A 12,415-nucleotide genomic window follows, 5' to 3' on the forward strand; every position below is an offset into this window, starting at 1 on the left:
GACGCGACCATCGTGGTGATCGGCACCGTGCTGATCCTTTCAACTCTTGTGGCGAGTTCGCTCCAGAGGCGCCGCGACGGCGTCTGACGGAGTTTTCAGCCGCACCAAGCGGCGTCAACGTGGGAGGACGACAAGATGAGAACAGGAATAGCTCTGGCGCTATTCAGCGCGACGCTGCTGGCCGGCGCGGCCAATGCGGCGGACAAGAGATGGGATGGCGCCGACGACCTGCCGGTCAATCCGCTGGCCTGCGCGGCCGGCGAAGCCGGTGCCGCGCCCGCGGCAAAGCCCTATGACGGCGGCCAGCCGACCGGCGCGCCCGACAAGGCCGGCAAACCGATCTCGCTGGTCGACGTGCCAAAGCTGATCGGCATCGGCTATTTCAACGCCACCTCGAAGGGCATGCAGGACGCTGCCAAGGAACTCGGCAACGTCACCGTGAAAACCGATGGCCCGACCGAAGCCAAGATCGACGAACAGATCAAGTTCATCGACAATTACATCACCAGCGGCGTCGACGGCGTGCTGTTCGCCGCTAACGATCCCGTAGCGATCGCGCCGGTGCTGAAGAAGGCGCTGTCGAAGGGCATCCATGTCGTCGGCTATGATGCCAACTCGACGCCGAATGCGCGCGAATGGTTCGTCAACCAGGCCGAGTTCAACGGCATCGCGAAGGCGATGATCGACTCGATGGCGAAGGAGGCCGGCGAGGACAAGAGCTTTGCAATCGTCACCTCGACCTTCACGACCCCGAACCAGGCGCGCTGGATCGCCGAGATGTGGGCCTATGCGCAAAAATGCCATCCCAGGCTGACATGGCTGGAGACGGTGGAGGCGCAGGAGGACAACAACCTCTCCTTCAACCAGGCGACCACGCTGATCAACAAGCATGGCGACAAGCTGGCCGGCCTGTTCGGCATGACCTCGGTCGCAACACCTGCCTCGGCGGAAGCGGTGACCAAGGCCAAACTGTGCGGCAAGGTCGCGGTGGTCGGCCTCGCGACGCCGAACGCGATGAAGCCTTATGTCAATACCGATTGCGTCAAGTCGGTCGTGCTGTGGAACCCGGTCGATCTGGGCTATGCGGCGACCTATGTGATGCGCGCCGTCGTCGACGGCAAGCTGAAGCCCGGCGCCACCTCGGTGGAGGCCGGCAAGCTCGGCAAGCTCAGCGTGGTCAATGGCAGCGAGATCCTGCTCGGCGCGCCCTTCATCTTCTCCAAGCAGAACATCAAGGACTTCGACTTCTGATTTAGGTGGTCGTGGTCCGGCCGCAGGGGAAAAGCATGATGAGTTCGGGTTCGATCCTTGCCGCGCCGGAGATGCGCCCCCTCTCCCCGTTCTTCACGGCGAGAGGGGGTCCGTTGCCACGGAAAAGACCGACTCAACTGAACTTCATACCGTCAGAAGGTGGCCGGACGACGTATTTTGCTTCAGGCATGAATGATGAGTCAGACAGTTGCGGTCCTCGACATCGGCAAGACCAATGCAAAGCTTGCCTTGTTCGACGAGGGCCGGCTGGTCTGGGAAAAGTCGGCGCCCAACCGGATCCTGCCGGGGCCGCCCTATCCCCATGAGGACGTCGACGGCGCCTTCGCGTTCTTCCTTGCCGCGCTTCGCGAGGCCGGGCGCGCGTACCGGATCGGGGCGATCGTACCGACGGCGCATGGCGCGGCCGGCGCCCTGATCGGCGAACATGACCTCGCCGCACCGGTCATGGACTATGAGTTTGGCGAGGTCGAGCAGATCGAGCCGGACTACGCAAAAATCCGTCCGCCCTTTTCGGAAACGCTCTCGCCAAAGGTACCGGCCGGCCTCAATCTCGGGCGTCAGCTTGCTTACCAGAAATGGCGCTGCGGCGATCTTTTCGCCGCGGCGAAGCATTTTTTGCCCTACTCGCAATATTGGGCCTGGAGGCTCACCGGCGTCGCGGCCGCCGAAGTCACCTCGCTCGCGGCCCACACTGATCTCTGGGCCCCGCGGCACGGACATGCCTCGAGCCTTGTGAAAACGCTCGATATCCAGCGGTTGCTGCCACCGCTGCGTCCCGCCTTCGATCCGCTCGGGCCGATCCGGCCCGAGGTCGCCGCGGCAACCGGTCTCGCGCCGGACACGCCGGTCTATTGCGGCGTCCACGATTCCAACGCTTCGCTACTGCCTTACCTCGTCTCGCGCCAGGCGCCGTTCACCGTGCTGTCGACCGGCACCTGGGTGATCCTCATGTGCGTCGGGCTTTCGCTCGACCACCTCGATCCGCGCGACGATACGCTCGCCAATGTCGACGCGCTCGGCCGTCCCACAGCCTGCGGGCGTTTCATGGGCGGGCGCGAATATGCCGTCATCGCCGGCGGCCGCGGCAATCCGGAGCTTGCCGCGATCGAACGTGTCATTGCCTCGGGCGCGATGGCGCTGCCCTGCTTCTCCGGCCAGGGCGGACCCTATGCGGCCAACGAGGGCGCGATCCGCGGCGATGTCGACGCGGGTGACCGGAGCGCGCTCGCAACGCTCTATTGCGCGCTGATGAGCGACCTGATGCTGACCCGCATGGGCGCGAAAACGGGCGACCTCATTGTCGAAGGAACGTTCGCCAAGAATCTCGCCTTCTGCGAGACGCTTGGCGCCTTGCGGCCCGCGCAGCGCATCTTCGCCGCGGGGGATACCGCGGGCACTGCGCGCGGCGCCGCGATGATCGCGCAATGGCCGCCAGCCTATCCGATCGCGGCGCCGACAGCCGTGCCCACGGTTTCGATTCCCGGCCTCGCCGCCTATCGCGGCGCCTGGACCGCGGCGGTCGAGCGGATCGCGCGCTGAGCATCCGAGTACGGCGTCCACTTTTCTGACTGCTTGCAGTCCCGGAGCCGATCTGCTGTGATCCAGGACATTCACAACAACCACAGATAGAAACAGCGCGTGAAGCTGATCGTTTTCGACTTTGATGGAACGCTGGTCGACAGTCGCACCTTAATCCTGGAGTGCCATCATGCAGTCTTCACTGAATTCCATCTGACGCCGCCGTCGCCCGAGGACAGCCTCTCGCTGATCGGAAAGTCCCTTGAACTCGTGCTGGCGCAGCTCGCGGGACCTGAGGCGCCGATCCCGGAGATGGTGAAGGCATATGGCCGTGTCCTTGCCCGGCTACGAGCCGATCCCGCCCTTGTGGAACGACCGTTCGATGGCGTGGCCGACCTGCTCCATGATCTGAGCCGCACGCCCGACGCACTGCTGGGGATCGCGACCGGACACACGTCGGCCGCCGTCGTGCCGGCGCTGGATGCGCTGGGATGGCGCAAGCTGTTTCAGACCATTCAAGCCGCAGACATGGCGCCGTCCAAGCCACATCCCAAAATGCTGCTTCAGGCGCTCGAAGCCACGGGCGTAACGCCGGAAAATGCCGTTTTCATCGGCGACACGACTTTTGACATGGAGATGGCGCTCGCCGCAAGGTTGCGGCCGATCGGTGTGGCCTGGGGATATCATGGCGCCGAGCGCTTGATGGCGGCCGGCGCCTACCGCGTTGCCCGCGTTGTCGAAGATCTCAGAAACTGTCTACGAGATTGGATGGGACCAAGCTGAAGCCCACGCTACGGAAAAGCCAGTCCGCCTGGTATGTTCCGGCCCGACCCAATTACCTAAGGTTGCGGCGTGGGCGAAAAATGATATCGTTTCAAGATGGAGTGATTGAATGAAGTGAATGCCATGAACAATACACCAGGGGCACGCGCTCATGGCCAAGGATGATCCGTCCGGAATGACGATCCTCGATATTCTCAAATGGGTTCTCCCTGATGGCCCGGTTCTCGATGCGACCGGCTGGGACCAGGTCTGCGAGTGGCCGCCGGATTTGTTTGCCGCAGTGGCTGCAATCACGGAGCGGTCCGGCCTGTATTCCGAACGCAAATTCATGGCGTATTGGGATCAGCATTTCGAACTGACCAGGCATTGGCTGGAGCAGATTTGTGATGCTGGTGAAGGTTGGTCTACACAAGGGACCCCGCCGCAGCTGGTGCAGGACTTATGGAAGGAATTGATCAAGAAGCACAGGAAAGCGCGGATAGATGATGCATCCGCGACTTCTCTGGCGTGGAAGAGCATCGTCTTCAAGCTGCTGGCTATTGCAGATGAGGCAAGTTCGGGAGTGGGTTTCCCGCCGACGACGTCCGAGCATGCAATTCAATATGCCGTCTACGGGGATTACATAGAGTGGGAAAAGAAGCGTGAAACGGACCAAAATGCGATCGGCGGCGCGCTTCTTCCCTATCTTCCGCACAGCATCTGCATCCGAGTGCCGCCCGCGGTTCTTTGCGTGCAACCGAAAACGAATACCCCCCGAGTCGGATGCACTGTCCGATCCTTGACGCACAATCTTGCACTGCTTCCGTCCGTGGCCAACGTTTCAACGAGCTGGCAAATCTCCAACAAGCCGCATATCGATCTTGCTCCATTCAATATGCTCGTCGTCCCGTTTCCGTTTTCGATACCCGGAAAGAGCTTTGTCGGTTCGGCAAACGGTTTTCCGAGCAAGTCGACCGAGCGAGCCTTCAGACTGGATCCCGATGTTTGGATGCGGGGGGCGACGCCGCAGCAATTCGCCGAGGAGCTCATTTGCGAGCTGATCAGAGCCGCCGAGCCGGAGCTCGAGCCGGTGCATGCAATCGTGCTGCCGGAAACCGCCCTGAGAAAAGGGTTCGCCGACCAGGTGGCGGAGATTCTGCTCAAGCGAACGGAGCTGGATCTTTTCATAACTGGTGTGCTGTCGGGCGATAAAGACGACGCCCGGAATTTGGCTGCAATGTATCGCTTCGTTAACAAGGAAAAGATGCTCTCGTCGTTTCAGTCAAAGCATCATCGATGGTGCTTGGACCGTGATCAGATCTGCCGGTATCATCTCGGACACGTCATGGATCCCCACTCGCGATGGTGGGAGCAAATCGATGTCAGCTATCGCAGTTGTTACGTCACCGTATTTCGACCTGGAGCGACGGTGTCGGTATTGGTCTGCGAGGATCTGGCGCGTTACGATCCCGTCCTCACCGTGATGAACGCAATTGGGCCGAACCTGGTCGTCGCACTCTTGATGGACGGACCGCAACTCGAGCACAGATGGCCAGGACGCTATGCAACGGTTCTCGCTGACGACCCCGGTTCCGCGGTCCTGACGGTGACCTCGCTTGGAATGGTATCCCGTTCGTCCATGCCCGGAGACAAACAAAGCCGGGAAATCGCATTGTGGAAAGAGTCAGATGGCAGGGCCAAGGCGTTAAGGCTTCCCAAACGGGATCATGCCTTACTGCTGACGCTGACAAGCCGCTCCCTGGAGCAGTTCACGCTCGATGGACGGGGAGATGGAGGGTATACTGTCCATTTCGGCCTGGGGGCAGCCCATGGCGTGCGTCATCCCGCTCCACCCGCATGGCTCGGACCGGTGCCTTGAGTTGAAGTCGGCCCTGCGAATCTCTAAGTTACTTCAGAATCTTTGGAGACAGCGAGAAATGGGCAAGTCCCTTGCCGAGTTCCTGCAGCAGAGCCTGGACAACGTAGAGCCGCCGAAAACCTATGACGCGCTTCGCGAAAAGCTGAAGACTATTCAGCCGAGCCGAAAGCCTCCGGTAGTCAAGCAAAGTCCCGAAAACAGGCGGCGTGTGTGGAGCAGCACCCTGACCGACCCCGACCCCGAATAGGGGAAGGCTGCACGCCGGGAACGCCGCATGAGCGCTACTTCAGGCGCGGATCGCGCACGATGAAGTCGAGGAAGCTGCGCACCTTGACCGAGAGATATTTGCGGCTCGGATAGACCGCGAGCAGCTTGCCTGCGAAGAACATGTTTTCGGGCAGCACGCGCACCAGCCGGCCCGCCGCGAGATCGTCGGACACCAGCCATTTTGGCAGGAAAGCGAAGCCCATGCCTTGCAGGCAGGCGCAGTGCATCAGCGTTTCATTGCCGGTCTGCAGAACGGGGGTGAACTTGATCGTCTTGCGCCCGTGCTCCGTGTTCGCCGGCACCACGCCGTCGGCATGGACGAGGCTGTAGGCGAGCAGCGGCGCGCCCACGAGGTCATCGAGATCGGCGGGACGCCCGCGCTCGTCGAGGTAGGCGCGCGAGGCGACGAAGTAGAACGGCGCATCGGCAATGGTGCGCGCGATCAGGCCGGGATCCGGCGAGGCCGTCACCCGCAGCGCGAGATCAAAGCCCTCTTCGACGAGATTGACCATCCGGCCGGAAAGGTCGATCTCCAGCGTGACGTCCGGATAGCGGGCGCGAAAATCGGCGAGCAGCCCCGCGAACACTGGGTTGGCCATCCACACCGGCGCGCTCAGGCGCAGGCGGCCTTTTGGCGCCACCACGGTCTGGCTGACTGCGGCTTCGACTTCGTCCAGCCCATCCACCATCTGCCGCGCCTGCTCGAAATACAGCGCGCCGGTCTCGGTGAGGCTGACATGCCGGCTCGTCCGGTTGAGCAGGCGCGCCGACAGGCGCTCCTCGAGATGCATCACATGCTTGCTCGCCATCGCCGGCGACACGCCGAGACGCTCGGCCGCCGCGGTAAAACTCTTGAGCTCCGCCACCGTGCAGAACACCCGAATGCTCACCAGCGTATCCATGAAACCTCGCGCGGCCGCTTTGCGGGACCTATCCTATCATCAACCAAAAGGAAATGATGCTTCAACCATAGCTGCAATGATCAATCTGCAGGAAATATTTAAGGTCGCTCGAGTTCATTCCTTCTGATGGAGCAAGATACCGATGTCTCAACTGGAAACCTGGTCGCCGCGCGTGCTTGCAGCGCTGAGGATCATCACGGCGCTGCTGTTCATCGAGCACGGGCTGATGAAGCTCGTGGCCTTCCCGGCTGCCGTTCCCGGACTGCCCTCTCCCCTGCCGACCATCCTGCTCGTCGCGGCCCTGATCGAAATCGTGGGCGGCGCGCTGATCGCGGTCGGACTCTTCACCCGCATCGCCGCGTTCATCTGCTCCGGTGAGATGGCGGTCGCCTATTTCATGTTCCACGCGACCAAGGGATTTTGGCCGGCGCTGAACCAGGGCGAGGCCGCGATCCTGTTCTGCTTCATCTTCCTCTACCTGGCTTTTGCCGGCCCCGGCGCCTGGAGCGTCGATGCATACCTGCCGGCGTCGCGGCAGAGCCTCGCGCGAGCCTGATCATGACCGGCCAGCGGCTTCCCACCTACTATCTCTCGCATGGCGGCGGTCCCTGGCCGTACATGGAAGACGGCATGCGCCGCCGCTTCGACAAGCTCGAAGCCTCGCTCATCGCGATCCGCGGGGAATGGGGCGATGCGGTGCGGGCGGTGCTGGTGGTCTCGGGACACTGGGAGACACCGGAATTCGCGGTGTCCTCCGGCGCCCACCCCGGAATGGTGTTCGACTATTACGGTTTTCCAGAATACCTCTACCATATCAAATACGACGCGCCGGGTTCGCCGGAGCTCGCGATGCGGGTGCGCGCGATGCTGGAGGCCGGCGGCTTTTCATGCGACAGCGATCCGGAGCGCGGCTTCGATCATGGCACCTTCAGCCTGCTGAAGCCGATCTATCCGAACGGCGAGATTCCGATCGTGCAGCTGTCGGTCAAGCTCGACTTCGATCCGCACGCGCATCTGTCGGTCGGACGGCTCCTTGCTCCGCTTCGTGATGATGGCGTCGTGATCATCGGCAGCGGCTCGAGCTTTCACAATCTGGGCCTGCGCGGTCCCGCCGCGGTCGAGCCCTCCCGCCGCTTCGACGACTGGCTGCAGCAGACGCTGCTCAAGTCCGAGACTGCCGAGCGTCGTGAGCGCGTCGCCAGCTGGAGGCTTGCACCGGATGCGCGCATCGCCCACCCGCGCGAAGATCACCTGATCCCGCTGATGGTGGCGCTCGGCGCGGCCGACGAGGAGCCGGCCTCGTTGATTTATCACCAGGACGATTTCTTGGGCGGCTGGGCTCTGTCTAGCTTCCGCTTCGGCGATCCGGTGGCTGCGGCTGCATAGGCAGGGGACGTCAGATGATGACGACCTCAACGGCCGCATCCAAAACTGCGGCCGGCAATTGGAAAGGTTGTCTGCGTCTCTCCATCGTCACCTGTCCAAGCGCGCTGCATTCTGCCACCCTCGGAGAAAAGAAGTTTCAATCGGATTAGCAAGAACACCGGCCATCGGTATCTCCGTGTGGATGCGAAGATCGGAAAGGCGTTTTCGAACGAGGACATCATCAATGGCTTTGAAATCGACGCGGACACCTGGTTCGAGGCGACCAAGGGAGCGCTCGAAACATGGTGTCGGAGTCGAGCGCACGATTGATATCGACGAATTCGTCAAGCGCGAGCACATCCACCCGCGCTGTCTCATCCGCTCCTACGATCTGCGGCCCGACGGCAAGGTCGGCCATGAGGCCTTCGCCTGAGCGCGAACGGGAGCGGACGCCAGGAACCAACATTAAAGGGTACGACGACAGGAACGCTCACAAGGTGAGGACGTTTGCCCAAAAACATACCAACCTCAGGGAGAGATTGAAGATGGCACGTTCCGGCCACGAAAGAAATTCACGTCACCAGGATAATTCCAACCAACACGAAGACGAAGACAACGTCCGGCACATGAGCGAGAGGTCTGCTGAGCAGACGGCTCAAATGGGACAATCTGCGACTGAAGTGGGGGAGCAGGCCGCTCGCCTTGGTTCCGAAATGTTGAAGCGGAATGCCGAGACGATACAGAACGCTTGGCGCTCCGGCCAGGAGATGGCGACCGCCGTGTCCGACCAGCTTGGTCGTACGCTGGGTGTTTCCGGAAACGAAGCACAGCAGCTTGCTGAACGGTCGGCCCGCAACGCCGAAACGATCATCAACTCTACTGCGGCGGTGAGCGAGTTGATGAACGGAATGTCTCGAGAGTATTCCGCTTTCGCTCGAGGCCAAGCCCAGAAATGTATGGAGCGCATGAACGATTTGTGGCGCTGCCGAACGCCCCAGGAGTTTGTCGCGGTCCAGACTGATTTTTTCCGTGACGCCCTTGATAGCGCCTTGGAGATCAGCCGCCGAATGAACAAACTGTCCGATGATACCGTAAGGCGCGTGTCTCAAGAGGGGCGCCGGGCGGCTTAGCAGAGGAATTTGGACAGGACTGTAAACGGTGCTGTGCAGCAGCACCCTGCTGCATGGCTTGGGTGCTTTCGGGGAGGCCGGGCGAGTGTTCAATTCCTTGATGATGCTGGCGCTCGAAGCCAACCACGTGGTCGCGATGCGAATGATGAAGTTGATGCTGGGCGGCAAACGTGCACGGCGCGAGGCTCAACTGATGGTCAGCGAAAAGATAGGTGCTGCCTTTGAAGCGACCGCCAGCGTAATGGCGGGCGCATCGGGGAATGATGTAGTTCGTACTTATCGGCAGCACGTAGCTGCAAATGCAAAACGGTTGGGCAGGCCCGATCTGCGCCCCCGAAAGCGTAGACGGCGCCGAAGGAAGTAATGAACCTCCATCAAAAAGCCTGCGCCGGCCCGCCGCCGATTGAAGGCAGGAAGCCCCTGCAGGAAGCACATACCAAGAAGGCCGCATCAAAGCTCCCACGCAAGTCGGCCTAGATCGTCTCAGTGATGTCGTCCTGCGACGAGCGGAAGTTAATGTTCTTCCCATGAAACGAAGCGAGATCAGCTGGCGTTTCGTTCCCGGGCAGGTCCAAAAAGAAGAAGCCCAAGGAGGAGGAACCATGAACAAGCTGCGACTGAAAATGGCGCCAATGGCAAGACTTCTCTTGGCCGCTGGCGCGGGCGCCGGGATTGTGGCGCTCTCGACAGCGAGCGCCTCGGCTGCCATCGCATGCAGATATGATGCCTGCTGGCATGTGCACGAGCACTACGCGTTCGCACCGCCGCCAGCGATCGTCATTCATCGCGACTACTGGAGGCCGCCGACTGCAAGAATCATCATTCATGAAGAAAGCTGGCGTCCACCGATCGAAACCGTCGTGGTCCCCGACTATTACGGTTACGGCTATCCAGATTGGTGATTGATACGAGAGGCCGTTTCCCAACGGCCTCTCTCCCTTTTGCCGTGAGCAACGGTCGCAGGAAGACGAAAACCGGCACCTGAAGGAGATCCTGGAGGTGTCCTGCGATTGCAGCCGACGCGATGAGCTCATTCAGAAAGGGCCAGGATCGCAAGCGCGTGGCCGGCAGACCGGATCATGATCGAGAAAGTCGGGAACAATCGCCAGAAGGTCCAGCCGCGGGTCGAGCGCTAACACGGGAGAGGAGAGCCTCGGCGCCACGTCCGCTGCGACCCTCACATGAACGCAAGCAGCATTCCCCCGCTCAGCACGGCGAGCCAAGCGACTGAAGTGCCAAAGAGCCATCGAGCGCGTCTTGGTCCCATCGCCCGCCTCCCTTTATTCTTTCGCGGCACGAGGCCGTTTGTCGGGAATTGGAGGAATGCGCAAACGCGCTGAGCCGTTCCTAAAAAACCGCCGACGCAACAGTCGCACGAAGATCGAGCGGCGGCGCGGGCGCTAAGGATGATCCGGCTTTGCGAAGAGGTTTGCAGGAGACCGGAACCTGGTCGGAAGCCCTGGTCGATTGGCCATGGCCCGCATCACGCCGAAGCGAACGCCGCTGCGTCCCCATGGCAAGCCCATGACTGCGAAGCGTCGAGCGAGCTGCACGATCAGCTTGCTAGTCTTGGCAATATTGAATGGATTGGTGACGCCACGCGCGAGCCGGTCGAGCAATTCATGCCTGATCTGGCAGGTCTCTTGCCGGCGAAAGAGCCCGAGAGGTTCGAACAGGCGTTCGGTCGCACGAAGGCCAAGGCCAGGCGAAAGGTCACGGCTACGCAGCGGCCATGTCTTCGGTGAGTGCGAACCAATGGCCTACAAGAAGGGAAGCGATGCTGATTTCCGCGCCTTCCACCCCCCGGCCGCACCCGAAAAGACGCCTTGACGCAATATTCGACGGCGGCTAGGATTTATTGGCACGTTCCAAATCAGACTTCTAGAGGGCTGCGGAAAATCGCGGTAGCCTTTCGCTACCGATTGGAACGTGCCAATCCAGGGTATTGATTGCTGCAGATCATGAGCGACAGCGCACGAGACAAGGAGATCGTCACCCGCGACGGACGCGCAACGATCGTCGATGTCGCGCGGCGCGCCGGGGTCTCCAAGTCGACGGTGTCGCTCGTGCTGTCAGGCAGCAGCCTGGTTGCGGACGCGACACGCCAGCGCGTCTCCGCTGCGATGTCGGAACTCGGCTATATCTATCACCGCGGCGCCGCGACGCTGCGCGGCGCGAGGTCCGGGGTGCTCGGCATGGTCATCAACGACCTGTCGAACCCGTTCTTCGTCGAAATGGCGATCGGCATCGAGGAGGCCTGCCAGGGCGGCGCCTTCATTCCGTTCCTCGCCAACGCCGCCGAAAATTCGCTCCGCCAGTTGCAGGTGCTGCGCTCGATGCGCGAGCATGGCGCCGCCGGCATCTTGCTGTCGCCGGCGATCGACACCCAGCTCAGCGAGTTGAAGCCACTGCTCGGCGACATGCCGGTGGTCCAGGTCATGCGCCGGCTGCCCGGCCTGAAAGCCTCCGTCGTCGCGCCGGAGAACAAGGAGGGCGCGCGCAAGGCGACGGCGTATCTGATCGCGCAGTCGCACCGGCGGATCGCGTTCGTAGGCGGGCTCGCCTCGATGACGGTGCGCGATGAGCGGCTCGCCGGTTATCGCGCCGCGCTCGACGCGGCAAGAATTCCCTTTGACCCGGCGCTGGTGATCGAGACGATGACGAGCTATGCGGGCGGCGGAACCGCGCTTCCGCAACTGCTGAACATCGCCGAGCCCGCGACTGCCGCGCTCTGCTTCAATGATGTCGTCGCCATCGGCATGATGCGGGCGCTGGCCGCGGCCGGCGTCGCTGTCGGCCGCGATTTCAGCCTGGTCGGTTTTGACGACATCGAAGAAGCCAGGCACACTTACCCCGCGCTCACCAGCGTCGCCGTCAACGGCAAGAATTTGGGCGCGCGCGCCGCGCAGCTTTTGATGCGCCAGCTCGCCAGCGGCAATTTTGCGCCGGAGACCGTGCTGTGTCCGGCGACCCTTGTGGTCCGGGCCTCCTCCGGCGCGGCGCCAAGAACAGGAGCATCGGCATGAGCACCCTTCGTTGGGGACTGATCGGCACGAGCACGATTGCCGCGCAGCACATGATCGGCGCCATCAGGGCCAATGGCGGCGAGATTGCCGCCATCATGAGTGCGAGCGCCGACCGCGCCGCGACGTTTGCCCGGGAGCATGCCATCCCCCGCAGCACGTCGCGCCTCGACGACCTGCTTGGGTCTGATGACATCGACGCCGTCTATATCTCCACGACCAACGAGCTGCACCGCGACCAGGTGTTGGCAGCAGCAAACGCCGGCAAGCACGTGCTCTGTGAAAAACCGCTCGCGC

Annotated in this window: 14 protein-coding genes; 13 read left to right on the plus strand and 1 reads right to left on the minus strand. The window is 61.9% G+C overall.

Going from position 1 to position 12,415, the window contains the following annotated elements:
* Positions 1-135: 135 nt before the first annotated feature.
* The 5 genes from JOZ76_RS21585 (at position 136) to JOZ76_RS21605 (ending at position 5,678) form a co-directional block, all read left to right on the plus strand.
* On the plus strand, positions 136-1,251 hold the full coding sequence (locus tag JOZ76_RS21585; RefSeq protein WP_291701655.1) for an autoinducer 2 ABC transporter substrate-binding protein: 1,116 nt from the start codon (positions 136-138) through the stop codon (positions 1,249-1,251).
* A gap of 195 nt (positions 1,252-1,446) precedes the next feature.
* Positions 1,447-2,811 (plus strand): FGGY-family carbohydrate kinase, encoded by a 1,365-nt coding sequence (locus JOZ76_RS21590; protein ID WP_291701657.1) that lies wholly within the window; start codon positions 1,447-1,449, stop codon positions 2,809-2,811.
* A gap of 99 nt (positions 2,812-2,910) precedes the next feature.
* Positions 2,911-3,573, plus strand: a complete 663-nt coding sequence (locus JOZ76_RS21595; RefSeq protein ID WP_291701658.1) for an HAD family hydrolase — start codon at positions 2,911-2,913, stop codon at positions 3,571-3,573.
* A gap of 151 nt (positions 3,574-3,724) precedes the next feature.
* On the plus strand, positions 3,725-5,431 hold the full coding sequence (locus JOZ76_RS21600; RefSeq protein WP_291701660.1) for a hypothetical protein: 1,707 nt from the start codon (positions 3,725-3,727) through the stop codon (positions 5,429-5,431).
* Between the two features lie 58 nt (positions 5,432-5,489).
* Positions 5,490-5,678 carry a hypothetical protein gene (locus JOZ76_RS21605; protein WP_291701662.1) on the plus strand — a complete coding sequence of 63 codons (189 nt, stop codon included), beginning with the start codon at positions 5,490-5,492 and terminating at the stop codon, positions 5,676-5,678.
* Between the two features lie 34 nt (positions 5,679-5,712).
* On the opposite strand, the gene JOZ76_RS21610 is transcribed toward JOZ76_RS21605, so the two are convergent.
* Entirely contained in the window at positions 5,713-6,600 is an 888-nt protein-coding gene (locus JOZ76_RS21610; RefSeq protein ID WP_291701664.1) for a LysR family transcriptional regulator, read from the minus strand.
* A gap of 142 nt (positions 6,601-6,742) precedes the next feature.
* On the opposite strand from JOZ76_RS21610, the gene JOZ76_RS21615 reads away from it, so the two are divergent.
* The 8 genes from JOZ76_RS21615 to JOZ76_RS21650 form a co-directional block, all read left to right on the plus strand.
* The gene (locus JOZ76_RS21615; protein ID WP_291701666.1) at positions 6,743-7,156 is read left to right on the plus strand and encodes a DoxX family protein; all 414 of its coding nucleotides are present in this window, start codon (positions 6,743-6,745) and stop codon (positions 7,154-7,156) included.
* A gap of 2 nt (positions 7,157-7,158) precedes the next feature.
* Positions 7,159-7,986: a DODA-type extradiol aromatic ring-opening family dioxygenase gene (locus JOZ76_RS21620; protein WP_291701668.1), complete on the plus strand. Its 828-nt coding sequence runs from the start codon at positions 7,159-7,161 to the stop codon at positions 7,984-7,986.
* Positions 7,987-8,209: 223 nt separating this feature from the next.
* Positions 8,210-8,398, plus strand: coding sequence for a hypothetical protein (locus tag JOZ76_RS21625; RefSeq protein ID WP_291701670.1), 189 nt, complete (start codon positions 8,210-8,212; stop codon positions 8,396-8,398).
* A 112-nt stretch (positions 8,399-8,510) separates the two neighbouring features.
* Positions 8,511-9,095, plus strand: a complete 585-nt coding sequence (locus JOZ76_RS21630) for a phasin family protein (protein ID WP_291701672.1) — start codon at positions 8,511-8,513, stop codon at positions 9,093-9,095.
* Between the two features lie 28 nt (positions 9,096-9,123).
* Positions 9,124-9,459: a hypothetical protein gene (locus JOZ76_RS21635; protein WP_291701674.1), complete on the plus strand. Its 336-nt coding sequence runs from the start codon at positions 9,124-9,126 to the stop codon at positions 9,457-9,459.
* Between the two features lie 238 nt (positions 9,460-9,697).
* Entirely contained in the window at positions 9,698-9,997 is a 300-nt protein-coding gene (locus tag JOZ76_RS21640; protein ID WP_291701677.1) for a hypothetical protein, read from the plus strand.
* Between the two features lie 1,059 nt (positions 9,998-11,056).
* Complete coding sequence (locus JOZ76_RS21645; RefSeq protein WP_291701679.1) at positions 11,057-12,121, plus strand: LacI family DNA-binding transcriptional regulator; 1,065 nt, start codon at positions 11,057-11,059, stop codon at positions 12,119-12,121.
* Positions 12,118-12,415: Gfo/Idh/MocA family protein (locus tag JOZ76_RS21650; RefSeq protein WP_291701681.1), on the plus strand; the 298-nt coding region annotated here is incomplete at its 3' end. The genes JOZ76_RS21645 and JOZ76_RS21650, both read left to right, overlap by 4 nt.

This window comes from Bradyrhizobium sp. (assembly GCF_019244115.1).
In the GTDB taxonomy this organism is placed as follows: domain Bacteria; phylum Pseudomonadota; class Alphaproteobacteria; order Rhizobiales; family Xanthobacteraceae; genus Bradyrhizobium.